At 36.5% G+C, this 25,116-nt stretch carries 21 protein-coding genes and 1 pseudogene; 15 read left to right on the top strand and 7 right to left on the bottom strand.

Features of this window, described 5'->3' with window-relative positions:
• Positions 1-97: 97 nt before the first annotated feature.
• The 3 genes and pseudogenes from AB3I42_RS08460 to AB3I42_RS08450 form a co-directional block, all read right to left on the bottom strand.
• A pseudogene (locus tag AB3I42_RS08460) lies at positions 98-205 on the bottom strand (transposase); the annotation flags it as partial.
• Positions 206-432: 227 nt separating this feature from the next.
• Positions 433-714, bottom strand: a complete 282-nt coding sequence (locus tag AB3I42_RS08455; protein WP_010737093.1) for a GIY-YIG nuclease family protein — start codon at positions 712-714, stop codon at positions 433-435.
• On the bottom strand, positions 704-1,438 hold the full coding sequence (locus AB3I42_RS08450; RefSeq protein WP_010737094.1) for a tRNA1(Val) (adenine(37)-N6)-methyltransferase: 735 nt from the start codon (positions 1,436-1,438) through the stop codon (positions 704-706). The genes AB3I42_RS08455 and AB3I42_RS08450 overlap by 11 nt, the downstream gene beginning before the upstream one ends.
• Positions 1,439-1,566: 128 nt before the next feature.
• Between AB3I42_RS08450 and AB3I42_RS08445 the strand changes: the two genes are divergently transcribed.
• The 4 genes from AB3I42_RS08445 to AB3I42_RS08430 all read left to right on the top strand — a co-directional run bounded on the left by AB3I42_RS08445 (position 1,567) and on the right by AB3I42_RS08430 (position 9,865).
• Complete coding sequence (locus tag AB3I42_RS08445; RefSeq protein WP_010720870.1) at positions 1,567-2,193, top strand: 1-acyl-sn-glycerol-3-phosphate acyltransferase; 627 nt, start codon at positions 1,567-1,569, stop codon at positions 2,191-2,193.
• Positions 2,194-2,393: 200 nt separating this feature from the next.
• Positions 2,394-3,521: an exonuclease SbcCD subunit D gene (locus AB3I42_RS08440; RefSeq protein WP_010737095.1), complete on the top strand. Its 1,128-nt coding sequence runs from the start codon at positions 2,394-2,396 to the stop codon at positions 3,519-3,521.
• Complete coding sequence (locus tag AB3I42_RS08435) at positions 3,521-6,655, top strand: SbcC/MukB-like Walker B domain-containing protein (RefSeq protein WP_181914314.1); 3,135 nt, start codon at positions 3,521-3,523, stop codon at positions 6,653-6,655. The genes AB3I42_RS08440 and AB3I42_RS08435 overlap by 1 nt, the downstream gene beginning before the upstream one ends.
• 15 nt (positions 6,656-6,670) lie before the next feature.
• Positions 6,671-9,865, top strand: coding sequence for a DEAD/DEAH box helicase (locus AB3I42_RS08430; protein ID WP_181933871.1), 3,195 nt, complete (start codon positions 6,671-6,673; stop codon positions 9,863-9,865).
• Positions 9,866-9,984: 119 nt separating this feature from the next.
• Here AB3I42_RS08430 and AB3I42_RS08425 read toward each other — a convergent pair whose 3' ends face one another.
• Entirely contained in the window at positions 9,985-10,692 is a 708-nt protein-coding gene (locus tag AB3I42_RS08425; RefSeq protein ID WP_131773369.1) for an HAD family hydrolase, read from the bottom strand.
• Positions 10,693-11,470: 778 nt separating this feature from the next.
• Here AB3I42_RS08425 and spxA point away from each other — a divergent pair.
• The 5 genes from spxA to AB3I42_RS08400 all read left to right on the top strand — a co-directional run bounded on the left by spxA (position 11,471) and on the right by AB3I42_RS08400 (position 16,949).
• On the top strand, positions 11,471-11,869 hold the full coding sequence (gene spxA, locus AB3I42_RS08420; RefSeq protein ID WP_002296384.1) for a transcriptional regulator SpxA: 399 nt from the start codon (positions 11,471-11,473) through the stop codon (positions 11,867-11,869).
• A 388-nt stretch (positions 11,870-12,257) separates the two neighbouring features.
• The gene (locus tag AB3I42_RS08415) at positions 12,258-12,905 is read left to right on the top strand and encodes an adaptor protein MecA (RefSeq protein WP_010720865.1); all 648 of its coding nucleotides are present in this window, start codon (positions 12,258-12,260) and stop codon (positions 12,903-12,905) included.
• A 99-nt stretch (positions 12,906-13,004) separates the two neighbouring features.
• Positions 13,005-14,000 (top strand): competence protein CoiA, encoded by a 996-nt coding sequence (locus tag AB3I42_RS08410; protein WP_368022433.1) that lies wholly within the window; start codon positions 13,005-13,007, stop codon positions 13,998-14,000.
• Positions 14,001-14,122: 122 nt separating this feature from the next.
• Entirely contained in the window at positions 14,123-15,937 is a 1,815-nt protein-coding gene (pepF, locus tag AB3I42_RS08405) for an oligoendopeptidase F (protein ID WP_010737099.1), read from the top strand.
• 544 nt (positions 15,938-16,481) lie between these two features.
• Positions 16,482-16,949 carry a DUF4809 family protein gene (locus AB3I42_RS08400; RefSeq protein ID WP_368022432.1) on the top strand — a complete coding sequence of 156 codons (468 nt, stop codon included), beginning with the start codon at positions 16,482-16,484 and terminating at the stop codon, positions 16,947-16,949.
• 217 nt (positions 16,950-17,166) lie between these two features.
• Here AB3I42_RS08400 and AB3I42_RS08395 read toward each other — a convergent pair whose 3' ends face one another.
• From AB3I42_RS08395 to AB3I42_RS08385, 3 genes are read right to left on the bottom strand one after another with little or no spacing between them, the layout of a single operon-like run.
• Positions 17,167-18,354 carry a galactokinase gene (locus AB3I42_RS08395; RefSeq protein ID WP_010720860.1) on the bottom strand — a complete coding sequence of 396 codons (1,188 nt, stop codon included), beginning with the start codon at positions 18,352-18,354 and terminating at the stop codon, positions 17,167-17,169.
• Between the two features lie 2 nt (positions 18,355-18,356).
• Positions 18,357-19,391: an aldose epimerase family protein gene (locus AB3I42_RS08390; RefSeq protein ID WP_010737102.1), complete on the bottom strand. Its 1,035-nt coding sequence runs from the start codon at positions 19,389-19,391 to the stop codon at positions 18,357-18,359.
• Positions 19,392-19,406: 15 nt separating this feature from the next.
• Positions 19,407-20,864: a glycoside-pentoside-hexuronide (GPH):cation symporter gene (locus AB3I42_RS08385; protein ID WP_368022431.1), complete on the bottom strand. Its 1,458-nt coding sequence runs from the start codon at positions 20,862-20,864 to the stop codon at positions 19,407-19,409.
• 194 nt (positions 20,865-21,058) lie between these two features.
• Between AB3I42_RS08385 and AB3I42_RS08380 the strand changes: the two genes are divergently transcribed.
• From AB3I42_RS08380 to AB3I42_RS08355, 6 genes are all read left to right on the top strand, one after another.
• Positions 21,059-21,964: an AraC family transcriptional regulator gene (locus AB3I42_RS08380; RefSeq protein WP_010737104.1), complete on the top strand. Its 906-nt coding sequence runs from the start codon at positions 21,059-21,061 to the stop codon at positions 21,962-21,964.
• A gap of 77 nt (positions 21,965-22,041) precedes the next feature.
• Entirely contained in the window at positions 22,042-22,713 is a 672-nt protein-coding gene (locus tag AB3I42_RS08375) for an NAD(P)H-dependent oxidoreductase (protein WP_368022430.1), read from the top strand.
• Position 22,714: 1 nt separating this feature from the next.
• Positions 22,715-22,885, top strand: coding sequence for a hypothetical protein (locus AB3I42_RS08370; RefSeq protein ID WP_010737106.1), 171 nt, complete (start codon positions 22,715-22,717; stop codon positions 22,883-22,885).
• Between the two features lie 113 nt (positions 22,886-22,998).
• Entirely contained in the window at positions 22,999-23,889 is an 891-nt protein-coding gene (locus tag AB3I42_RS08365) for a LysM domain-containing protein (protein ID WP_010737107.1), read from the top strand.
• A gap of 453 nt (positions 23,890-24,342) precedes the next feature.
• The gene (locus tag AB3I42_RS08360) at positions 24,343-24,699 is read left to right on the top strand and encodes a hypothetical protein (protein ID WP_010737108.1); all 357 of its coding nucleotides are present in this window, start codon (positions 24,343-24,345) and stop codon (positions 24,697-24,699) included.
• Between the two features lie 217 nt (positions 24,700-24,916).
• Positions 24,917-25,111 carry a hypothetical protein gene (locus AB3I42_RS08355; protein WP_010737109.1) on the top strand — a complete coding sequence of 65 codons (195 nt, stop codon included), beginning with the start codon at positions 24,917-24,919 and terminating at the stop codon, positions 25,109-25,111.
• The last annotated feature ends 5 nt before the right edge of the window (positions 25,112-25,116 follow it).

Here is a 25,116-nt window from a genome sequence, read left to right as displayed (position 1 = left end):
ACATCTTGATTTTCCGGCTCTTTGTCAATAAGGACTGATAAGTGGTATAAAATTAAATCCGGGTCAGAATGAACCTCATTCTGACCCGGATTTTTTGTTATTTCACGTTAATTAATTGATTGCTCAAAAAGATCCTAATATTCATGTTCTCAAATGATTTAAGTCCGTAAGCTACACGTTTGATTGTCTTTATATGGGGATTCTTCTGGAAGCTTTCGTAAGCAACCTCGATACATCATCAGTCCCATAAATTATAGAGCCGATTTTCCTCCATCAATAAGTGCTGAACTCATTTGAAAGGATCTCAAGATGTCTTTTCAATTGTTTGAAGTAGGTAACAATCAACAGCCAAAAAACTAATTTTTGTGTTTTTGTTTAGTTCTCGTACATTCCCTTAAAAGGTCGATTCAGCCCCAATAATATTGCCCCAAATTATTGTTCTGGCAACATGTGAGAGGGCTGTGTCTTTAAATACCGTTCTTTTTGAGTGCGCGTGAGTTTTTTAAAGGCTGCTTCGGCTTTTGTTGCGTCACTCCTAGTTGCAAACACCTCAGCATGGATCATTTTGACGGGGCGCCTTTTTTGTAATCGGGTATATTTAGCTCCTGTCCCATGATTGTGTTCTGCTAATCTTCTTGAAAGATCCGTCGTATAGCCACCGTAAAACGTGCCATCTTTACAAGCTAAGACATAAAAATAATGCTCATTGGCCATAAAGAATTTCTCGGATTTCATTTGTATAGTTCCCATCAGGCATGTATGTGATCAACGGTGCAGCAACTTTAAAGCCATCTAACTTGCCTTCTTTGATTCCTTCGATCAACAAAATATTTGCCTCTTTCCCCATTTTTGGATAAACGAATTGAATTTTTTTAGGGGCGATACGGTGCTTTTCTAGTAACTGAATAATTTCTAAAAAGCGGTCTGGGCGATGGACCATTGCAAAGCGTCCATTGGTTTTTAATAATTTACTAGAAATTTGGATCACATCTTCAAGAGTAGTATGGATTTCATGTCGAGCAATCGCTAAATGCTCATTTGGATTTTTTTTATTGGTTGGTAATCCCTTAAAATAAGGGGGATTACAGACGACTAAATCACATGAATTATGACGAACAACGGATAAACTTTCTTTTAAATCAAGCGTATGGATGGTCATTTGGTGTGTTAGCTCGTTTAATTGGATACTACGTCTTGCCATATCCGCTAAACGTGGTTGAATTTCGATGCCATCAATCAACGCATTCGTTCGTTTGCTCAAAAAAAGACCGACTGCACCATTTCCTGCACAGAGGTCAACGATTTGTCCTTTTTTCGGTACACGTGCAAAATGAGCAAGTAAAACAGCATCTAGTGAAAAAGAAAAAACGTGAGGACTTTGAATGATTTTAATATCATTTGCATATAATTGATCGATCCGTTCATCTTCGTGAAGCATGGGTTCCCTCCAAAATGAAAAAACTAAGTGATTGTATTATACTATTTTTATAAAAAAGAACCAAGGTACCTTGTAAAGTTTCCTAAATTTAGGCATACTATGACCATACACCTAGAAAGGAAGAGACTATGTTCTATCGATTTATGAGAGGGCTAGTCCGAGTGATCTTAGCAGTGATCAACGGCAATGCCCGATATGAAAATAAAGAAGTTTTACCACAAGACGAGAATTATATTTTGGTAGCGCCACATCGAACTTGGTGGGATCCTTTATATCTTGCTGTAGCAGCTTCGCCTAAAGAATTTAGCTTTATGGCAAAAGAAGAATTATTCAAAAATCCAGTATTACGCTTTATTTTGACACATGCCCATGCGTTTCCAGTAAAAAGAGAAAATCCAGGACCTAGTGTCATCAAAACGCCTGTTAAAATTTTAAAATCTACTCATTTAGGTTTGATCATGTTCCCAAGTGGAACAAGACATGCAACGGAATTGAAAGGCGGAATGGCATTGATTTCTAAAATGTCAAAAGCAAAAATCGTTCCTGCTGTCTACCAAGGACCATTGACTTTGGGTGACTTATTCAAGCGCAAACGGGTGGTTGTGCGTTTTGGTGAACCGATCGATTTGTCTGATATCAAAAAAACAGACAAAGAAGGAATGGCAGAAATCGAACGTAGAACACAAGCCGCTTTCGATCAACTAGACAAAGAAGTCAATCCTGACTTTAAATATGAAATCAAAAATAAAAAGTAAATGATTCTTTTTCAATAAAAATCAAAGCGCAAGGTAATGATAAAAGTTGCGGTTCTTTCTAAGCATGGGACTATCTATGTTTATACGGAATCAGCAACTTTTTTTCATCGTCTATTTGTTTTAGTCCGTAATGATCCTAGGTATCATGTAATGAGGGGAAGTGTTATAATAATTAGAAGGACATTTTTTGAGGTGATGAGATGCGTTTTTTACATACAGCTGATTGGCATATTGGAAAAAAACTACAAGGATACGATCGAATCAAGGAACAAGAGCATGTTTTAACCCAGATCTTAGCAATTGCAAAAGAAGAAAATGTTGATGCAATCGTGATTGCGGGAGATCTTTATGATCGAAGTGTTCCGTCGGTGGATGCCATTGAAGTGTTCAATCAATTGATGGTCGAATGGAATCTACGGGAAGGATTTCCGATTTTTGCGATATCCGGAAATCATGATAGCGGTATTCGTCTTTCGACAGGAACACCTTGGTTCAGTCAGTCCGATTATTATTTACAAACTAGATTGGCAGAAGCCTTTCAACCAATCATATTCAAGGATACGCAATTTTTCCTTTTGCCTTATTTTGAACCAATCTCAGCGAGGATATATTTTGAAGATGAGCAGATACGCACCATTCAACAAGCAATGGAAAAAGTCATTGAGAAAATGAAAACGCAGTTTGACTCAACGAAAAAACAAGTATTAGTGAGTCACTTTTTTGTGACCGGGAGTATGAAATCAGATTCAGAAACCAAAATTGAAGTAGGCGGATTAGATGCTGTTCCAGGAGATTTACTTGAACCATTTGATTATGTCGCATTAGGACACCTCCACAATCAAGCAGCATTGAATCAAAAAAATGCCCGTTACAGTGGGTCGCCTTTAAAATTTTCATTGTCAGAAATCAATCAAAAAAAAGGTGTTTGGATCGTAGATTTAGAAGAGGACGTCTCTTTGAATTTTCGAGAACTGACCCCGTTATATGATATTGAAGAAATAACAGCAAGCTTTAAAGAGCTGTTGAATCCAGATTTTTATCAGACAATCAATCGTGAAAATTATCTCCAAATTTATTTGGAAGATCGAACGATTATCCCTAACATGATGAATCAATTAAGAAAAATCTATCCACGGATACTTGGTGTGGAACGTTCAAACGGTCGAGTAGAACTGAAACAGGGAAAACAAAAAAAGATGATGACAAAGGATCCACATAAGATCGCACAAGGCTTTTTCAAAGAAATGACCAAGGAACAGTTGACGAACAAGCAGGAAATCTGGTTAAAAGAAACGCTACAAGAACTCACGGACAGGAATGATCAGTAATGAAACCCAAGAAATTACGACTAAAAAATTTTGGTCCTTTTATTGACGAGACAATTGATTTTGCGAAATTGACCGAAGCACCACTATTTTTGATTACTGGAAAAACAGGTGCAGGAAAAACGACTCTTTTTGATGGAATGACTTATGCATTGTTTGGTGAAACTTCTGGCAGAATCAGGACTGGTAAAGAAATGCGGTCTCTTTTTGCTACGCCTGAAGAAGAAACGTGTGTCTTTTTTTCATTTGAGCATCAGCGGCTGAATTATGAGATTGAACGTAAGCCAGAACAACTCTTGGCCAAACGTAAAGGTGAAGGCAATCGAAAGCAAGCAGCAAAAGTTTCTTTGACGATCTTTGATGAAGCGGGCAAAGAAATGCGCCAATACACGAAACGTAGTGAAGTGGATCAATTAATCAAAGAATTAATGAATCTGGATGCGAAACAGTTTTCTCAGATCGTTTTACTACCTCAAGGAGAATTTCGTAATTTTTTAATTTCATCAAGTAGTGAGAAAGAAATTGTCTTACGTAATTTGTTTGGCACGCAATTTTTCCAACAACTTAATGAACAATTGAAAGAAAAAGCCAAAGAACATCAAAAAAATTTAGATCATCTTGAGCAAGAATTGAGTTTGCTGCAAAAACGGTTTATCCCTTTGGACACAGGAACGGTTCCTGAAACCTTAAGTTTTGATGCGTTATTCACTTATTGGCAGGCAGAGCAAACAACATTACAAGAAAGACTTCTCCAAGAAAAAAATAAACTGGTTCATTTACAAGAACAACAAAAGAAATTAGAAGATACCTATTATCATTCGCAAACATTGCAAACACGTCAGGAAGAAAAGCAAAAATTAGAGCAAAAACATGCAGAATTGATCCAGCAAGAAAGTGAAATCAATGAAATAAAACAATGGATCACTCATTATGAATTTGCTGAACGACTGGTCGATACGTTGACACGAAGTCAAGAATACCAGAAAGAACAAGCAGAACTGATTGATAAAGAACAGACTTGTTCTGAAACATTCGTGCAACAAGAACAAGCGTATGCACGGTGGCATAAAGAGGAACCTGAAAGAAAAAATGCCCAACAAGAAATGGAACATGCAGCGAATCGATTACAAGTCATGAAGTCATTGATCCCAATTGCGGAAGAATGGCAAAAAAAGCAAAATGAAAGTGAAGAGTTACAAAAGGCTAAGAAAAAAGCAGAAGAAAAAGAACAAAAAATTCTTCAAGAACAAGTCCAGTTAAAAGAAGAAGAACAAAGACTAGCAGAACTGCTGCTTGACCAAGATCGCTTGCACAGTGATCAATTGTGTTACGAACAACTTCGGCATGAGCAAGAAAAGTACCAAACTATCCTTACAGAAAATCACCAGAATACAGAACAGTTAAAGATGAATCAAACCAAGTTGTCCGAACTGATCACAAAACTCCAAGCTCAACAAGTAATGTTAAGCAAACAAAATAATCAAGTTGATCTTTTAAAGAGTCAATGGGCAAGCCAACAAATTGCGAAGTTACAATTGCTATTATTACCGGGGCAACCTTGTCCAGTTTGTGGGTCAACGGAGCATCCTAAACAACAAAATGAGCATGTATTGCCCAAACAAGAAGAGTTTGTCCAACTGGAAGCAAACTTAGCAGAGGCAGAAACAAACCTTGAACAAATCAATCAAGAAATAGGGCGTAGTGAAGCAGAAAAAGCACAAATAGAACAAAAAATAGCTGACTTGGAAAACTTCGGAACAGAAAAACAAGTAGAGATCCAAAAAAGCAAAGAACGATTACAACATTTGATCCAGCAATCGTTTAAATTTGCCATAGCAGATGATCCTCTTGTATCCTTAGAAAAAATCCAGCATGATTTGGATTCGCGTGCAGAGGTCATCACACAGGCAAAAATCGCTACTCAAACACTAACTGAACGTTTAAGTCTTATCGAAGATCAGCGAAAGAAGATCACCGAACAAATCAGCCAAAACAAAGAAGAGCTCCAACAAGTACAAGGGGAGCTTGTTACCTTGACGAAACAGTTAGAAGGACAAAATACTCAGACTTTGATTGAGGATGTCAACCAATTAGAAGAAAATGTTGCGATGAAAGCTCAATGGTTAGCAGAAGAAAAAACAAAAGAACTTCATTTTTCTCAAGAAATCAGTTTGTTAAAAGCGCAAATGGCTAGTATTCATGAACAACAGGCAAAAATTGAAAATAAAATTCAGCGTATCCAAGAGCAAATTTCAGCAAAAATAAAAGAGCAAGCTTACTTTAAAGAAGCAGATGAGGTATTGGCATTTGCTAAACAAACAGTTGAATACCAAGAGAAGAGTCAACTGGTCAACACATATGAGAAAGAACGATTAATCGTTGAAGACCGCTTAAGCCAGTTGAACCATGTTGCTTTAGCTGAAACACTTCCTGATTTAGAACAATTGGAGCAACAACTAGATGAGCTAAAAGCTGCGGTTCAAACACAACAGGAACATTGTTATCACTTGCAAGAGCAAGAACAGCAGAATCAGCAAATCATCGAAGAATTTTCTTCGATTTATCAAGCGAGTCAAGAACAATTAGATGAATTGATCCAACTACAACAATTATCGCAAACGATGAATGGGGAAAACCCTAGAAAAACCAGCTTGGAAAGATACGTACTACAAGTGTATTTACAAGAAGTACTACAAGTGGCAAATGTGCGATTGCAACGTCTGACGAAAAATCGTTACCAATTTGAGCTTGCAGATGAAGTGGGAAGTTACCGTGGGAAAACAGGGTTGGAGATCAATATCTATGATGATGAAGCAGGTCTGACACGTGGGGCTCATACGCTATCTGGTGGCGAAAGTTTTATTGCAGCTTTATCCTTAGCGTTGGCTTTAGCTGAAGTGATCCAGACACAAGCCGGTGGTGTGTTGATCGAAGCGTTATTCATTGATGAAGGATTTGGATCGTTAGATGAAGAAGCACTTGAAATGGCGATTGAAGCATTAGAAACAATTGAAAGTGAAGGTCGTATGATCGGGATCATCAGCCATGTGAGAGAATTAAAAGAACGAGTAGTACAACAAATCAGAATCGAAACAGAAGGTAGCGGACAAAGTAAAGTACGCTATCATCTTGGATAAGAGGGGGATTAACTGATGAAATGGAGCATTCCAGAAAAAGTCATTGCAAGAGGACGTCAATATCTGCAAGAAGGACGGGTATTATCGGTTGTCCCTGACCAAGAAGAAAAAGTTTGGCATGCGGAAGTCTTAGGCAGTGAATTGTATATGGTCGATTTAGATGGGACAGCCAAAGAAGTCGATTTCTGCCAATGCCCTTATTGGGAAGAACATCATTATTGTAAGCATACAGTGGCAGTCGAACTGTACTTGCGCTCTAAGAATCTTTCACGAATAATCAAGGCAGATCAACCTACGTTAGAACCAGTCAAAAAAAGTAGCGAAGGTGAAATTTTAACGAAAGGTTTTTCAAGACTAACTGTCAAAAAAAATTCACCACGGACGCAACCATTGATTGTGGAATATCAAGTAGAAACGATTGAGACCAATCATTATCATCCGGAATTAGCTATTTTAGCCGTTTATTTGCGGATTGGCTATTTAGATCAGCCAAAGAAAACGTATATCGTTAAAAACATTTTTGATTTTTTACATTCCTATATGGAAAATGAACGCTACACTGTGAATAAACAATACCAGTTCCATCTAGATCAACGAGCTTTTCAAGGAGAAGATCAAGTAATCTTAAAAACGTTAGCTGAGTGTGCCCAAACGCAACTTCTTTTAGGTGCAAACGGCCTACAAGTCAAAGGGAAATTAGATAAACGTTATTTGTTATTACCGATCGAACAAGCAAAAACATTGTTAGAACAGATGAACCAAACGACAAAACTCCAAATGAAGATCGGAGAAGTGAATTATCAAGGGGTTCGATTTTCTGATAATGAGCCTTCCTTAGAATTTGAAGTAACAAAAAAAGAAGAGGCCTATCAATTAAGCGCACTGAATGACTTTGAGTTGTTCTTTACTCATTATCAATGTGGAATGATCCAAGGAACTTTTTATTCATTAACAAAACGTCAACAAGCAGTCTATTTAACTTGGAAACAGCTTATGAGAAGATTTGAGAAACCAGAAGTATTGTTTCTTAAGCAAGAACTATCCTCCTTATTCAAAGAAATCATTCCATTGCTATCTGAAATTGGTCAAGTGAGCATAGCGGATGAAGTGAAAGCAGAAGTTGCTGACGTGCCAGTGGAATTTATTTTCTTCTTTAGAAAATCGAAAGGCAAGATCCAGGCGCGTGTTGATTTTGTCTATGATGAAGTCGTTTTTTCAACAGATAAAAAACATGAAGTTATTGCTGAAAATGCTTCTGAAGTATTAAGAGACAAAGCCCAAGAACAACGCGTATTAGACTTGTTCAAAATGTATCGCTACCAACGAAATGATACAGGCTATGAACGTTTATTGCCGACAGGAGAAGAGTTGTATACTTTTTTCCGTACAGAGTTAGCCGTTTTTCGTCAGTTTGGTGAGGTCCGCCTTGGGAAAAAACTTCGGGAATTATATTTAGATGCACATCGACATCAACCGAAGATTGAAGTGGAAGAAACCAGTTCATGGTTAGATATTCGTTTTGATGTGACTGGGATTGAGGAACAAGAAATCAATCAGGTCTTACAAAGTTTGTTGCGAAATGATGCTTTCTATACGTTAGAAAATGGGCAAGTACTGTCCTTTGATTCCGAAGAGTTTCAGCAAACAAGTCAAATCTTGCAACAATTCCGTGAATCGATCCGTTCAGAATCTGGAACGATCCATGTGCCTAAAAACCAAGGATTGATCATTCAAGATAAGTTAGCAGGAAGTTCAGCAACTTTTGGTGACTCCTATCAAAAAATGATCCAAGATCTAATACAACCTGAACAATATCAAGTATCCTTGCCAGCAGGTCTACAAGCTGAATTGCGTGATTACCAAAAACAAGGATTTCGATGGTTGAAAATGCTGGGAAATTACCAGTTTGGCGGAATTTTAGCAGATGAAATGGGTCTAGGAAAAACCCTTCAGACAATTGCCTATTTGCTTTCAGAAAAAGAAGAAAAAGGCGAACTCTCTGCTTTGATCGTCGCTCCTGCTAGTTTGATCTATAACTGGCAAGCAGAAGTGAAAAAATTTGCTCCTTCTTTGAGCATCCAAGTAATCAACGGGAATAAAAAGGAACGAGAAGAACTATTAGCTCGTAAGGCAGATATCAGAGTCACTTCTTATGCTAGTTTAAGACAAGATTTAGCAGATTATCAAAAACATGCAATTAATTATTTGATCCTTGATGAGGCTCAGATGGTTAAAAATAGTAGTACTAAAACAGCTCAAGCGCTACGAGAATTAAGCGTACCGCAACGTTTTGCCTTAAGCGGGACGCCAATTGAGAATAATTTGGAAGAACTATGGTCGCTCTTTGCGACGATTATGCCGGGATTTTTCCCGAATAAGACCCGCTTTAGAGAGCTGGCACCTGAAGAAATTGCCCGAATGATTCGTCCGTTTGTGTTACGAAGGGATAAGCAAACCGTGTTAAGCGATCTGCCAGAAAAAACCGAGATGAATCTTTATTCTGCATTGACAGAAGAGCAAAAAACCGTGTACTTGGCTTATTTACGTCAGATGCGAGAAGAGATTTCTACTATGGACTCAGAAGCTTTTAAAAAGAATCGTATCGGTATTCTAGCTGGTTTGACACGATTACGCCAAATTTGCTGTGATCCAAGATTATTCTTGGAGGATTATGAAGGTGGCTCAGGAAAGCTAGAACAAGTCAAAGATCTACTGGTCGCAGCCAAAGAAAACAATCGGCGGGTTCTGTTGTTTTCTCAATTTACAGGTATGTTGACCATCTTACAAGAAGAACTAGCAGAATTAGGAATTTCTACTTTTTACTTAAGAGGAAGCACCAAACCGCAAGATCGTTTAACGATGGTAGATGCATTCAATGAAGGAGAACGAGATGTCTTTTTGATTTCATTGAAAGCTGGCGGAACCGGACTCAACTTAACGGGAGCAGACACGGTAATTCTGTATGATTTATGGTGGAACCCAGCCATTGAAGAACAAGCGGCAGGACGTGCGCACCGTATCGGACAAAAAAATGTGGTCGAAGTTTGGCGCATGATTGCAGAAGGAACGATTGAAGAGCGGATGGATTCGTTACAACAAGAAAAAAGAGAGTTATTCCAAAAAGTCATCCAAGGAAATGAAGACCAATTAACCAAATTAACGGAAGATGATATCCGGATGATTCTGAGTGTCGGAGACCTGGAAGACTAAAAATTTTGAAACAAAAAATAATTAAATCTTAAGACTCAATAATAAAAAACTCTCGAAACAAGATTATGTTTCGAGAGTTTTTTAGTTATTTGTTTTGCTAGGAGCTGTGCATGGATGCTTTAGCTGAAAATTACTTTCATCGTTTCTAATAATTGATCAAATGAGGTGATTTCGATATCACAGTTCAATGGACCATCAACTTTTCGCTCACGATGGTTAAACCAAAGCGCTTGCCAACCAGCTCTTTTAGCACCTAATACGTCATTGTCGTAGTTATCGCCTACATATAGAGTTTTTTCTGCAGTTAGATTGAAACGTTCTTCAGCAAGTTGAAAAATCTCTTTTTCTGGTTTCTGAAATCCTGTTGCTTGCGAAACGATCATATGCTGTGAAGGAATCCAGTTTGCTAATTGAAGTTGATTCAATTTTTTGGTTTGATGATCGGTGGGACCATTGGTAATGATTCCGAGCGGGATATTCATTTCAGTCAAGAAGTCCAATGTTTTCTTTACTTCCTCATGAAGACAGATATTATCTAATTCTTCTTCATAAACTTGTTGGAAATAAAGACCTTCTTCTTCAGTAATATGTGGATAATCTAAGTCTTTTAGTGATTGGCTGATTCGATGTGCACGCATATACTCCAAGGTCCATTTTCCTGCCATCACTTTAGGGAAATTTTCATCACTGTGATGACGGAACCGGAGATATAATGGTCCCATATCTATATCTGAAACAAGCGGCACTACTTTTTTTACCGCATTTCTAAATGGCTGTTGTTGATCGTACATCGTATCATCAACGTCAAAAACAACTGACTTAATCAAATTCTACACGCCTTTCGGTTTTCATCATTTTTTTCATAAATCCTCGACTATTGTATCAGAAAAATACCGGTTAAAACGTTGTTAAATAAAGGTTTTTATTACTATATTTCGCTTTTCTTGACAGAATAAGCTTTTTAAGTTTCAGTTTTTTTCACTAAAATAGTAAAATTGAATATCATTTGATTATCTGATGAATAAATTAATCCTCGATGAAACGAAATTCTGACTAATTTTAATAGAATAATCCTATTTTACTTGATAAAGAATGTTTTTTTTAATACAGAAAAACGAAAATGATTAAAATATAAAATAACACTTAATGATGACGATAAGGCGTTTTGTAGTGATTTTCATTTTATAACCATTGTAATATAAAAGGGTGCTTAATTAGCGGACAAAATAAGGGTTAGGTTCAATTAAAAGGACTGTTGTAATAGCAAACAAAATAAAGCAGACAGAAATAAAAAACATAATTTTTTCAAAGAAACCGTTTTTTTGTAGGATGAGTAATAAAATAATAGTACAACTTTAAAGCCTGTTTCAATGGCAGGTTATATTTGAATTAAATTTGAAAACTCTCATTTTTTAATTGCTAACTAAACGTAAAGCGTTGGTTTTACGGAATATAAATCTTAGATAACTTTCATTTTTTTGATAAAATATTATGAAAAAAGCTAGCTATTTAAAAGTTGATTATGTATAATAGAAACAGATGGAAGATTATAATGATCTTCTGTTACAAAAAAGTGACATTAGTCATGAAAAGGAGTGGTGCACGTTGTTAACACTATATACTTCCCCAAGTTGTACTTCCTGTAGAAAGGCCCGTGCGTGGTTACAAGAACATCAAATTCCATTTGTTGAACGAAATATCTTTTCTGAACCATTAAATAGTTCAGAATTAAAGGCAATCTTACAAATGACTGAAGATGGCACAGAAGAAATTATTTCAACACGTTCAAAAGTTTTCCAAAAACTAAACATGGATCTTGATGATTTACCATTGCAAGAACTGTTAGAACTCGTTCAAAATAACCCTGGATTGTTGCGTCGTCCGATTATGATCGATGACAAACGCCTACAAGTTGGTTTCAATGAAGATGAAATCCGTCGTTTCTTACCACGTGATGTACGTCAATTGGAATTGCGTCAAGCACAATTAATGGCTGGATTATAGAAAATAAACGTTAACTTAGAAAAACTATTTTTGTAGTTTTTCTAAGTTTTTTTTTACCAGAATAGAAAGTACATATAACTAGATGTAACATGTAAATGAATTTTATTCTTTTGCTGATAGCAAGATTTGAGAAGACCAAAATACTTGGTATCAAAAATTCGATTTATTGTTAAGGATTACTTTTTGAATGCCGTTTATTCGTTCTCGCATTAGGAGTGGCTTTTTGTCCTAAGCTCTTTTTTACGTTTAGCTAAGTGAAAAAAATGATGTCAAGGTTAAATTAAAAACTTATTTTGATTTTAAATGGTAATTTTTTTTCTTTACATTTAAGCTTATTTCGCTACAATGAAGTTATATTGATAGTTGTGGCAAAGTGAGGTGTAGCCAGATGGAAATGGAACATATTAATGAAAATACGATCCGAGTAATGATCGGTCATGAAGATTTAGAAGAGCGAGGCGTCTCATTTTTAGACTTGCTTGGTAACCATAGAGAGATCGAAAATTTTTTCTACAGTATTTTAGAAGAAGTTGATATTGAAGATGAGTTCCGCAGTAGCGAAGCTGTTACATTTCAAGTGCTTCCTAAAGGAGACGGTTTAGAACTTTTTATTAGTAAAAACTTACCGAATGAAGAAATGCTCCAAGAAGACGAAGACTCTTTAGATTCTGATGATGTAACTGAATTTATCCAGCAACAAATCTTAAATAATGAAGAAGAAACGACTGAACGCATTTCCGATGAAACAGAACACCAAGCGATTTTTGCTTTTGAAGACTTTGAACAAATGATTCAACTAGCCAATGATGTCGAGTTGGAATCAGCCTGGACAGATTTGTATTTACTAGATGGTATCTACTATTTAGCCGTACATTTTTGGATGGAAGATTTAAACCAAACAGATGTCGCTAATGAAGTAGCTCGAATTTTAGAGTTTGCAGAAAGAAGCGATCGGACCATTGAAACATTGAACGAATATGCGCAATTACTTATGGAACGAAATGCTTTGGAACGTACAAAATTTTATTTTGCGTAAGCAGCAAATAATCAAAGAAACAATTTGAAGAATCTGATCAATGAAAATGATCAGGTTCTTTTTTGACGTATTTTCTTTTAGAAGGGGGGCAGCTAATTTATGATGGTTGCAATCGATAAACATGGAAAAAGATTTCTGGCTACAACATGTACAAAACGGCAAAGTCTTTTCTGCCCAGCTTGTAAGGAACCAGTGATATTAAAAACTGGGCAGCAAAAAACAGCACATTTTGCTCACAAAAATTTACAGGATTGTTTTGGTTTTAGTGAGAAAGAAACAACGGAGCATCTCCAACTCAAAAAATATTTTTTTGAGTGGTGTAGACAATTTGTTACTCATCCGCCTGTCTTAGAAGCCTATTTATCAACCCTTCGACAAAGACCAGATATCCTTTGCGGGGATCTAGCCATAGAAATTCAGTGTTCAGTTCTCGCTTATGAACGGATGAAAGAACGAACAAAAGGATATCTAAGCAAAAACTATCGTGTTTGGTGGATCTTAGGTTCTGCTTTTTTCAATAATGATCGTTTAAAAACGAGAGAAAAGTACTTTTGTATGTACAATGACACTATGGGCACTCATTTATGGAAAATCGATTGGCTAGAAAAAAGATTATATTTGTTTTGTCATTTGGCAGAATTATTTTCTGGAACAGTAACCTATGAAACAATCAGCTGGCCTTTCTTTAGTGAATCTCCTGTAAGTCTATTAGAAAAACAGATGGAGAATCAAAATCGGCAAAAAGTTCTTACTAATGTTGGCTGTCAAAAATGGTTACAAAAAAAATTATACTATCGTCAGTCTAAATACGTTCATTTACAAAAACAATTCTATCTTAGAAAAAAACATTTACTTTATTTATCTCCGTGGATGTACGCAGAAAGTCGATTTTTTTTTATTTTCAAGAAAAAGTTTTCTTTTATCGTCTTTTATTTGAAGAAATCATCAGTGAACAAGCAGACAGAAGCCAACAATGGAAGTATCTCAATTGGCTCCAAAAAATTGAACCAAATAAAACAACTTGGCTTTATCCAATGGTTGATAAGAAAAAGATTTTCCAATTGCTTTACCAGGAGTGTGAGGAGATATTCTTGATGTCAAACAGAAATAAATTATGATACACTAATTAAGAGTAGCTGATTTTAGAGGCTTATTCATTTTTCTATTTTCAATATGAATTAGAAAAAAAGAGTGAAAACAATAAAGGAGTGTATGAAATGAGTGAAACGACCCAATTACCAAAACGAGAAGAATTGCCTGAAGAACTGACTTGGGATCTCACCAAAATCTTTTCTAGCGATCAAGAATTTGATGAAAAATACCAAGAATTAACAGAAGAATTAAAAAATTCCGATCAATATAAAGGAACATTAGCAAAGGGTGCGACAGAATTTCTGAATGCGCTTGAATTTGTTTTAGATGTTTACCGAAAAGTGGAACTCATTTATGTCTATGCTCATTTAAAAAATGACCAAGATACAGCAAATACGACTTATCAAGCGTTATATGCGAGAGCAGGAAGTTTATTTTCTAAAGTAAGTGAAGCAGTCTCTTGGTATGAACCAGAAGTCCTTCAACTTTCGGATGAGCAGATTTGGCAGTATTTTGAGCAAGAGCCGAAGTTAGAACTGTATCGTCATTACGTAAAACAAATGGTGGATAATCGTGCGCATATATTATCTGCAGAACAAGAATCATTACTAGCTGGAGCAGGAGAAATTTTTGGCGCTTCCAGTGATACATTTGCTGTTTTAAACAATGCCGATCTAGAGTTTCCTACGATCGTGGGAGAAGATGGGAAAAAAATCCAGCTTTCTCATGGTGTCTATGGTCAATTGATGGAAAGCACAGATCGTACAGTTAGAGAAGCTGCATTCAAAGGGCTTTATCGTGTCTATGATCAATTTAAAAATACGTTTGCTTCAACATTGAGTACCCATATCAAAGGGCACAATTACAAAGCAAAAATTCGCCATTATCATTCTGCTAGAGAAGCTTCTTTGAGCAACAATCATATCCCAGAAAGTGTTTATGATACATTGATTGAAGTAGTCAATAAAAATCTTCCGCTATTGCATCGCTATATGGAATTACGCAAACGTCTTTTAAATGTAGAAAAACTGCATATGTATGATCTATATACACCAGTATTAGGAGAAGCTCCTATCAAGTTCACTTACGAAGAAGCGAAACAGAAAGCTTTGGAAGCTTTGGCACCAATGGGGGAAGAATATCTGTCAGTGGTAGAAAAAGCTTTTGCTGACCGTTGGATCGATGTGATCGAAAATAAAGGGAAACGAAGTGGCGCTTATTCTTCAGGAAGCTATGATACCAATCCTTATATTTTAATGAACTGGCATGATACGTTGGATCAATTATTTACGCTCGTACATGAAATGGGACATAGTGTGCATAGTTACTTTACTCGTTCAAATCAACCGTTTGTTTACGGTGATTATTCCATTTTCTTAGCAGAGATTGCTTCAACAACTAATGAAAATATTTTGACAGAATACTTGCTTGAAACTGAACAAGATCCACGTGTTCGTGCATATGTCTTGAATCATTATCTTGATGGATTCAAAGGAACGATTTTCAGACAAACACAATTTGCAGAATTTGAGCATTTCATGCATGAAGAAGATGCCAAAGGTGTACCTTTGACCAGTGAATATCTAAGCGACAGTTATGGGGAATTGAATGCCAAATATTATGGATCAGCGGTAGAAAAAGATCCGGAAATCAAATATGAATGGTCTCGTATCCCACATTTCTACTATAATTATTATGTTTATCAATATGCAACAGGCTTTTCAGCTGCCTCTGCTTTGGCGCATAAAATTTGGGGTCAAGAGCCAGATGCTCTAGAAAAATACCTTACTTATTTGAAATCAGGAAATAGTGATTACCCAGTTGAAGTCATGAAAAAAGCAGGCGTCGACATGACAAAAGCTGATTATATCGAATCAGCTATGACTAAGTTTGAACAACGATTAAATGAATTAGAGGAACTAGTTGAAAAATTGTCATAAGTGTTCGAGACAAGAATGCGTTGATTATCAAGAGATAGCTTCTGTTTCTTTTATCTGATCTAAATAGCTGAAACCCACAAAAGTCCTATGTGGATTTCTGTGGGTTTTAGTTATTTACCTCATAATTAAAATAAATAAGAGCATTTTATTTTTTTATAGTTGCTTGTTTATATTGACGTAAATTTTATTTTTTCTTATGCTATAGAAAATAATTTGTCTGATAGATGTTGGGGATGCCTATCAATACTTCTAAAAATACATAGATGGTATTCAAGTGTCAACTCTATGAAATAAGCCAAAATTTTTCTTATTTGTCAGAGAAGTTGCACAATATTTTTGTACCATACACATTCAAAAAAAGAAATGGAAGGATGAATATGTCTTTTTGGGGATTTGAACAAGAGTCAGATGAAGTAGTGTTAACTTATGTCAATTGTCATGTACGTTGTCTGCGAGAAGCTGCTCGCTTGGAAATGAAGAAAAGAAGAGCAAAGAACGCGAAGAATAAAAAACAGAGCTATAATAGGAAGAAGGTGAGCCAGAAATGATGGAAGTACAAATCACTAGAAAAAGTGAGTTAACAGAAGGTGGTTGTAATGCCTGTGGTATCGTAGATGCTGCGATCTATTCGCTGCAATTAGGAACGAAAACAGCAATCATTGCTGATTTGACTGTGAGTTCGTTAGTTGACAGTCTAGCACTACTAGAAGGATATGAAGGTGAGGACATCTATGAAATGTTAGGAGAAGTTCGCCAGTTGAGTAGAGCGGGCAAGACGATCAATGTTTCTGAAGAATTAGGGAATGTGACTTTTTGTACAGCTGATCAGCAACTGACCGTCAAAAATAGGATGGAGCGTCCAGCTTTATTTGAGCAAGTGAGTCAGATCCTTCAACAGTTTTTTGAATTAGGACCATACAAATTTAAAGAAATAGCCACTGTACAAAAACATGATCCTGAATGGCAAAAACGAATCGAAGATCAAACGGATCATGCGTATTTATTTCAATAATAGTAGATGTTTTATTGAAATGGATAAGGTGAGAAAATTAGCTGCAAAAAGACCGACCGCCAAAAGTTGTTTAAATGAACTTTTGGTGGTCGGTCTTTGTTTTGACACTTCAGGTAGCATTTCATGATTATTTGTTTTTTTTGAAAAGTGACGATCATAATTTTGCTTTATTCTTTTGAAACGTAACGTTGAACTACCTTACATTTCTTTCATTGGATTAAGCTGAAACACTTTCTTCCATAATCTTTGTAGTACCATTGCCGATGTGTGCCACATAAAATTCTGGGGCGTAGCCAACGACGTCTAAGTATTCATCATAGACCTTGTTTTTAAAGTTAGGGATATTTTCTTCTTTGACTAATGCGATCGCACAGCCACCGAAGCCAGCTCCTGTCATACGGGCGCCTAGGACACCTTCTTGTTTTTGAGCTGCATCGACTAATGTATCAAGCTCGATACCAGTTACTTCATAATCATGTCTCAACGAATCGTGTGAAGCATTTAATAATTGACCAAAAGCAGCCAAGTTTCCTTGTACCAGTTCAGCTTTAGCTTCTAATGTTCGTTGGTTTTCAGTAACTGCATGACGAGCACGACGAATCAATGTGTCATCACCAATCAAATCAATGTTTGCTTCAAATGTTTCTTCGTCTAAATCACCTAATGCTTGAATAGCTAATTTTTGTTGGAGACGTTTTAGTGCTTCTTCACATTCACTACGTCGTTCATTATATTTAGAATCAGCTAATTCACGACGTTTATTTGTATTCATGATTACTACTGCATAGCCATCTAATTTTACTGGAACCATTTCATATTTTAACGTATTTGTATCAAGTAGAATAGCTTTGTCTAATTCGCCAAAGCCAATCGCAAATTGGTCCATGATCCCCGAGTTGACACCGATAAATTCATTTTCTACTTTTTTACCAATTTGAACTAATTCAAGTCGATCAATGGATAAATGGAATAAGTCTTCTAAGGCAACACCGACTAACAATTCTAAGGAAGCGCTACTTGAAAGTCCTGCACCGTTCGGGATCGTCCCTTCAACTAAGAGTTCAAAACCATGTTCAATTGGGTAGCCTGCTTCGTTTAGTTTAACGATCATACCTTTGACATAGTTTGCCCATCCTGCTTGTTTGTCGTAATCAAGTTGGTCTAAAGTAAAGCTGATGACACCGTCGTCTTCAAAGTTTGTTGAGTAGACCAATACTTTATTATCCTCACGAGGTGCGGCAACTCCTTGTGTGCCATAAGTGATGGAGGCAGGGAAAACATGACCACCATTATAATCTGTATGTTCACCAATCAAGTTGATTCTGCCTGGAGAAAAATATTGTGTGGTTTTTTTAGGTCCAAAGATTTCTGCGAATTTTGTATTTAAACTGCGTTTGATTTCCATAGTTAGATACCCTCTCTTGTGTCGATTTTAAATTCTGTAGTTGTTTCAAATGGTGTGTGTGCTGCTAAATGAATATTTCCAAAAGCTGGATACTGTTCTGCTCCGGGAGCGATTTGAGTCTCAAACGTGATACCACCGTGGTTGGCTAGTTTCTTTCCATGCATTTCTGGGGTATCTTGCCCAAAGTTAGCAGTGAAGATCACAACACTAGGTGAATCGGTCATGATGCTTACTTTGATTTGTTCATCGGGACTTAATAAATAAGCCGATACATGATTCATACCTGGGTTATTTAAAAAGAAAGGATGATCGATCCCATCAACAAGTTGTTTTTGTTCAAATTGACTAGTAAAGACGGTGGCTAGTTTTTGAGGTGTTTGAAAATCAAAAGCTGTTTGAGCAACACTCGCTTTTTCGCCAGTTGGTATACTATCAGGTCGTAATGGAGCGAAAGACTCACTGTCTAGCCAAAGTGTATGCTGATCAATTGATTCTTCTACATCGCCACTTAAATTGAAATACACGTGGTTGGTCGGATTGAAAAGCGTATCCTGATCACTGATTGCTTGCGTTCTAACACGCCAAATGTTGTCTTCTGTCAAAGTATAACAAACTTCTACGGATAGATTTCCAGGAAAACCATGTTCTCCGTCGGGACTGGTAGTAGTAAATGTGACTGAACTTTCTTTGTCTGTTTCACTTAGTTGATACGTCCATTTTTTCTGTTCAAATCCTGGTGTACCTCCATGAAGTGAATGCCCTGTCTGAGGATCGACACTCAATTGATAGGTTTGATCATTCAAAGAAAATTGGCCTTTTTCAATCCTACCTGCTGTTCGTCCAATCGTTGCTCCGATATAAGCATCTTTTGTCAAATATTCTTGTGCGGAGTCAAACCCTAAAATTAATTCCCGATCATTAGCAGTTAGTTGAACGATCCGTGCACCTAAGTCAGTGACGGCTAATTTAAGTCCGTGAGTATTGGATAATGTGATCAAATGGTACCCCTGACCAAAGTCTTTTTCTGTAATCGTCATAATATAATTCCTTTCTTAATGTTGTGGAATGATAAAGTCATCTTCTAATTCAGATGCGAGTTCTTCATGTGAAGCTAATTTATTTTCTAGTTCTTTGACGATTTGCGCATGTTTTTTCTCTGTCAAAGTGATCTTCCAAGCAAAAATGATGGCAGAAAAGAACATCAATGCTGCAGGAACATAAAATGCATACGCTTTAAAAGTCATGATCCCATGATTGGTAATATCAGCAGCAGAAGCATTTCCAGTCATACCAGCTGCGATTGCGACAAACCCAACGATCCCATTAGATAAAGCACCTGCAATTTTATCGAGCAGTGGGCGAATCGATAAAGTCACAGCTTCGTTACGAATCCCATTTTTCCATTGTCCATATTCTACAGAATCAGTGATCGTCATCAAGGCAGATAAAAAGATCAACTGTTGTGGGAAGTAAAATAAAACAAGTCCAACGATCACGATCGGTAAGCTAGTGCCTGCGATAGAGAAGAAGAAGTAAGAACTGATCATCATCGCAATACCGCCGATATAGACATAGCGTCTAGAAATCAATCGTGTCAAAGCAGGGAATAAAGGCACAGCGACTAGTCCAAGTAAAGCTGCTACTAAACCGACAATCCAGAATTGAGTTGGTTGACCTAAGACATATTTGAAAAAGTAGAATAAAACGGCAGTTGTTGCTACATTGGCAATAGCATAAGCAATGTAAGAAAGTGCTAACCACATTAATTGGTCATTTTGGGCAATTGCTTTAAAGACATCTTTGATGCTTGCTTTTTCATTTTGTTGACGAATCGCCGTGTCGACTTCTTTTGTTCCTAAAGCTGTAATAATTGCAGTTCCTCCAGAGATCACAGCGGTAATCACACCGAACCAGAACCAACCTGAAGCGCCTTCAACATGATGAGCAGTGACAAAATAAGTGAAAAATGTGACGATTGGTACGACGACCAAAGTGGTCCCGTTTGCTCCTAAGGAAGAACCGAATCGAGCAAAAGTCGCGAATTTTTCTCTTTCTTTGGTTTCAGTACTTAAAGCTGGAATCATTGACCAAAAAGCAATATCTTTAAATGAATAAAAACTATCTAATAATACAAAAACAATGGTAAAAAGGATGATAAACAAAGTTGTATTGTGAGTAGCAAGGCCAAAGAAATTAGTAAAAAGAAAAATCAAAAGGAATGAACTAACTAAACCACCAATGACCAGCCATGGTTTAAATTTTCCATATTTTGTTCGAGTATTATCAATAATCCCGCCAATCAATGGATCGAAAACGATTTCAATTAAACGAATACCAACGACTAAACTGGTCACCGTAGCGATCATTCGAGCAGCAGTTGCTTTATCTGTACCTGCAAACATCTCGCTTGTTACAAAAACCATAAAATAAGTGCTGAGAGTAACATAAAAAGTATCATGACCGAATGCGCCTAAAGCATAAGAAACCCGTTGTATCATTTTGTTCTTCATAGTATCTAATCCCTTCTTTGTTAAATATACAATAAAAAGTTAACCGGTTACAATAAATAAATAAAGTTCTTTTTCTACTATTGACTTTATCAAGAAAACGCTTCCTGATGAATATATTTTTGTGACTAATATTTAACTTTTTGTTGCACGTTGTAGAACAAGAAGAGTAAAGTAAAAACAAAGGAGTGAGAGCGATGGAGCAAGCAATATTTTTAAAAAAAGAACGTCAAGAATTAGCTAAAGGGTGTTATTTTGACTTTTGTGGATTTTCAAAAACTTTGCCATATCATTCTTTCGGTCCAGCAATCAGACAAGATTATGTGTTACATGTCGTGATGGAAGGTAAAGGAACTTACCATGTGAAAGAACAGCAATATCAATTGCAAAAAGGGGATCTGTTTTTGATCCGGCCAGGGGATTCTACTTTTTATTTAGCAGATGGTGAAGAGCCTTGGGTCTACTGTTGGTTGTCTTTTGGTGGGCCATTAGCGAAAGAGATCATTGAACGTTCCTTATTCAAAGAAGATCAGTATACAATGGTTTCTGCAGGTATTTCGGCATATATAGATATTATTTTGGACTGTCTTCATTATTCACAAGACGGTTTAGCAGATGAATTAGAATTGACGGCTTTGACTTATCGCTTTTTATCCGTATTACTAAAAGATGGCGGGAAAATTGGTTTGGGAAATCAAAAAGTCTCTTCGCCACTAGCAATCGAAGCGGTGAAGTATATTGAAGAACACTATCCAGAAAATTTAACAGTAGAGGAAATTGCTCGACAACTGTCAGTCAACCGGAGTCATCTATCAAGAGTCTTTAAAAATCAATTAGGAACGAGTATCAAAGAATATTTGATTGGCGTGCGAATCAACCGAGCAGCATTTTTATTATCGTTGACTGATGATTCAGTAGAGAGTATCGCTTATCAAGTTGGTTTTAATAGTTTAGTTGTATTTAGCCGAATGTTCAAAAAGACAACTGGAGAAACAGCAACAAATTATCGGAAACGGATGAAAAATGAAGCGTCCAAAAACCTTTCATTAGGTGCTTTGAAGAAAGAATTAGAAGAACAAGAGATTGTTTCCTGGTCTACTTAACCATAAGGCAGGAGACTAATGACATTTTGTGTTCTGTGCTAAACTAGGAAATAGCAAGAATGAAGAGGAGTCAAGAAATGAGAACTTTGATTATCGTTAGTCATCCTACGATTGCGACATCATTGAACCAACAGTTTTTCAAAGAAGCAACTGAAAATTTAACGGTTACTTGGCATCATTTGGAAAAACATTACCCAGATTGGACGATTGATCGTGATACAGAACTTGAATTATTAAAAACACATGACCGGATCATCTTCCAATTCCCTTTGTATTGGTATAGTGCGCCAGCTCATTTAAAACTATGGGAGGACACTGTATTGGAACACGCTGACGAATTTCTTAAAGGCAAAGAATTAGGGATTGTCGTAACAACTGGCGTTTCTGAAAAAGAATATCAAGCAGGCGGGAAAGAAGAATATACCATTTCTGAATTTTTAAGACCGTATCAGCGGATTGCCCACAAGTTTGAAATGACTTTTTTACCTCCATTTGTGATGGCGCAATTCATGTATCAAACAGAAGAAAAGCGTTGGGAGCGTTTAGTGGCGTATCAACAATACCTGACATTAGTAGGCAAACCGACCTTGATCCAGCGAATAAACTGGTTTATTGAGCGACTAAGCAGCAATCATTCTTTACAACAACTAGATAAGACCAAGCAAGCATTCTTAATCGACTATTTAGAGAATGAAAAAGAAGAGATTGAAGACCTCACATTTATCTTACAAGAATTAAAGGAGCAATAAAATGGTGGAAGAATGGTTTGTACGACAATTGGAAGAATTAAGTACATCGGTAGATTATGAAACAAAAGCTGTGTTGCATGAAACAAAAAAACTTTTACTGGAAATTTCAGAACGAAAAGTCCAATTACAAGGAGAAATCGATGGAGAATCCTGGAATCATCAAAAATGGTGAGTTTTGTTTATAAATAACACAGTTTAAAATGTTCAGAATGATGATTATTTGCTACAATGGGATTAAAGTAGGATTGAGAACGCTATTTTATATACTAATGGGTGGTGAAAGAAATGAACGAAGAAAACGAGCAAAGAGTCAATGTCCGAATGGCTCGTAGACAACAACAGAAAAAAGAAACGCAACGCCGATTGATCAAAATTGGTTCGGCTGTTGCTGTTTGCTTAGTCCTTATAGGTGCTGTTACAGCTCTTTATTTTCATGGAAAGAATAGTTCGAGTGCAGAAAGCTCGGTCGCAAAAACAAGCGAAACTACCACAAAAAAAGCTTCTTCCACAACGAAACCAAAAAATAAAGAAACTGCAAGTTCGACTCAAGAATCGAAAACAGGCACACTGACGGATCAGTTACAAACGATTATGACAGATTATACAAAGAAATTGGAAGAACAAACGCCTCGTTTGATCGAAGAATACCAAGCTGAGATTCAGAACAATCAAAACGGTGTGATGGGGTTGTCTGCGATTGCTAATCAAAAGGCTCGAGCGCTACAAGCTATTTCTGATGAAGGGATCAGCAAACTACAAGCAACGTATCAAGCAGCGCCAACCAAAGAAGGTGTAGATCTTGCAAATTGGATCAACCAACTTTCAGCAGATTATACGGAACAAGTAGCTAAAATTTCTGATATCTATCTCCGAACAAGTGCTTCGGTACAAGCAGAAACGTCAAGCAGTCAAACAACTAGTGAAACGGAAACTAGTGTTTCTCAGACGACTGACTCAACGACACAATCTTCCAGTCAAGCTACCCAAGGAACCGAAGGACAGACAGCAAGCGCTACTTCAAATGAACAAGCTGCTACTACTGTCGTTCAACAAGGAGAAGGTCCCAACCAGATTGCGGAACGTACAGGGATACCAGTTGATAAGCTTTTATCATTGAATGGGATGACGATGGACAGCTATTTCTTCAGTCCTGGAGAAGTATTGAAATTGAATTAAGCCACTGACAAGATGCCTTGATCAGCAAAAATAAGCTAGCGACCAATCAATTGATTGGACACTAGCTTATTTTTTTGAATTGAAATGGTTTATTTACGTATATCGTAGTTTGGAGTAAGCCATTGACACAGAAATCATTGGGAGCATTATTCGATGAGAAATTTTCTTAATTTTAGAAAGTCGTAAACATTGAAAAAAGTCCGTCTAGCGCCTCTTAGCTTTCAAAAAAACGACTAAGTGGTTAGCTATTACAATGAACTTCTATCAATGCGTATATCAATCATTTGTCTTGCTTATTTTAAGTATGTTGAAAATCACTTATCTAATTGCTTCGCTTAAATTTCCTCGAAGTTGAACGTATAGGAAATTTAATGAAAAAACGGAAAAATTGCTTGATTAGAAAGCTTTTTCGTTATAAAGTAATTTTATAAAAATAACAAGAAGATGATAGTCGTGTTTAAAAAAAGTAATTTTATTTGTTGCATAGCTATTTTGTTGTTGGGATTAACTCCACTAGTTACTTTTGGAACTAATGTTTATGCAAGTGGAATAGTAGATAATAGGTCGGATCCAATCGAGTTTTATAAAGAAAATTCGGATTATTTCGATGTTCAAGTAGAAGAGGACAGCACAATCGTAACGATAACAGACAATAATTTAAAAGCGTTTCTTGAAATGAAAGGATTGGATTCTTCATTTCTTTCTAAAAAGCAGCTCACACCAAGAAGTAATGGTGTCACTAAGATTGTGTGGCATGGACAAGCTAGAAAGGGGAATGTTGATATATATATATTAGTAAAACTTGGTTGAATAATATAAGTAAAGCCGGTATTGGAGCAATTATAGGAGCTCTAGGCAGTTTACTCCCAGGCGCTGGTTGGGGTTCCGCCATAGGTGGGATATCAGGTGTTATAACTGGTGGTAATTTTAAACATGGTAGAGTTTTTGTAGTAAGAGGATTTGTATATCAATACTATTATTTACAATGATATCTGAGTAGATATTATTTTTTAGGAAGTGTTTATGTATGAAGAAAAATCAGCATGAAGTTTTAAATATATTATCAGCTTTTATAGGCTATATAATTGTCGGCACAATAAAGGCATTGATTGATGGAACACTGAATTTTTTATCATTTTTTAATGATATATTTCTTTCAGGTCTACTTTTTATTGTATTTTATTCAATTAGTTATCTTCTAATCATGAGATTAAAAAAATGATTATT

The sequence above is a fragment of the Enterococcus sp. C53 genome (assembly GCF_040887425.1).
Taxonomy (GTDB): Bacteria; Bacillota; Bacilli; order Lactobacillales; family Enterococcaceae; genus Enterococcus_B; species Enterococcus_B hirae.
Note: the sequence above shows the minus strand (reverse complement) of the source record. Positions and strands in the feature narration are given on the sequence as shown.

What these genes read in the sequence shown, in the direction of transcription:
- AB3I42_RS08455 (WP_010737093.1), bottom strand. Translation starts at nt 714, where the DNA reads ATGGCCAATGAGCATTATTTTTATGTCTTAGCTTGTAAAGATGGCACG.
- AB3I42_RS08450 (WP_010737094.1), bottom strand. Translation starts at nt 1,438, where the DNA reads ATGCTTCACGAAGATGAACGGATCGATCAATTATATGCAAATGATATT.
- AB3I42_RS08445 (WP_010720870.1), top strand. Translation starts at nt 1,567, where the DNA reads ATGTTCTATCGATTTATGAGAGGGCTAGTCCGAGTGATCTTAGCAGTG.
- AB3I42_RS08440 (WP_010737095.1), top strand. Translation starts at nt 2,394, where the DNA reads ATGCGTTTTTTACATACAGCTGATTGGCATATTGGAAAAAAACTACAA.
- AB3I42_RS08435 (WP_181914314.1), top strand. Translation starts at nt 3,521, where the DNA reads ATGAAACCCAAGAAATTACGACTAAAAAATTTTGGTCCTTTTATTGAC.
- AB3I42_RS08430 (WP_181933871.1), top strand. Translation starts at nt 6,671, where the DNA reads ATGAAATGGAGCATTCCAGAAAAAGTCATTGCAAGAGGACGTCAATAT.
- AB3I42_RS08415 (WP_010720865.1), top strand. Translation starts at nt 12,258, where the DNA reads ATGGAAATGGAACATATTAATGAAAATACGATCCGAGTAATGATCGGT.
- AB3I42_RS08410 (WP_368022433.1), top strand. Translation starts at nt 13,005, where the DNA reads ATGATGGTTGCAATCGATAAACATGGAAAAAGATTTCTGGCTACAACA.
- pepF (WP_010737099.1), top strand. Translation starts at nt 14,123, where the DNA reads ATGAGTGAAACGACCCAATTACCAAAACGAGAAGAATTGCCTGAAGAA.
- AB3I42_RS08400 (WP_368022432.1), top strand. Translation starts at nt 16,482, where the DNA reads ATGATGGAAGTACAAATCACTAGAAAAAGTGAGTTAACAGAAGGTGGT.
- AB3I42_RS08395 (WP_010720860.1), bottom strand. Translation starts at nt 18,354, where the DNA reads ATGGAAATCAAACGCAGTTTAAATACAAAATTCGCAGAAATCTTTGGA.
- AB3I42_RS08390 (WP_010737102.1), bottom strand. Translation starts at nt 19,391, where the DNA reads ATGACGATTACAGAAAAAGACTTTGGTCAGGGGTACCATTTGATCACA.
- AB3I42_RS08385 (WP_368022431.1), bottom strand. Translation starts at nt 20,864, where the DNA reads ATGAAGAACAAAATGATACAACGGGTTTCTTATGCTTTAGGCGCATTC.
- AB3I42_RS08380 (WP_010737104.1), top strand. Translation starts at nt 21,059, where the DNA reads ATGGAGCAAGCAATATTTTTAAAAAAAGAACGTCAAGAATTAGCTAAA.
- AB3I42_RS08375 (WP_368022430.1), top strand. Translation starts at nt 22,042, where the DNA reads ATGAGAACTTTGATTATCGTTAGTCATCCTACGATTGCGACATCATTG.
- AB3I42_RS08370 (WP_010737106.1), top strand. Translation starts at nt 22,715, where the DNA reads ATGGTGGAAGAATGGTTTGTACGACAATTGGAAGAATTAAGTACATCG.
- AB3I42_RS08365 (WP_010737107.1), top strand. Translation starts at nt 22,999, where the DNA reads ATGAACGAAGAAAACGAGCAAAGAGTCAATGTCCGAATGGCTCGTAGA.
- AB3I42_RS08355 (WP_010737109.1), top strand. Translation starts at nt 24,917, where the DNA reads ATGAAGAAAAATCAGCATGAAGTTTTAAATATATTATCAGCTTTTATA.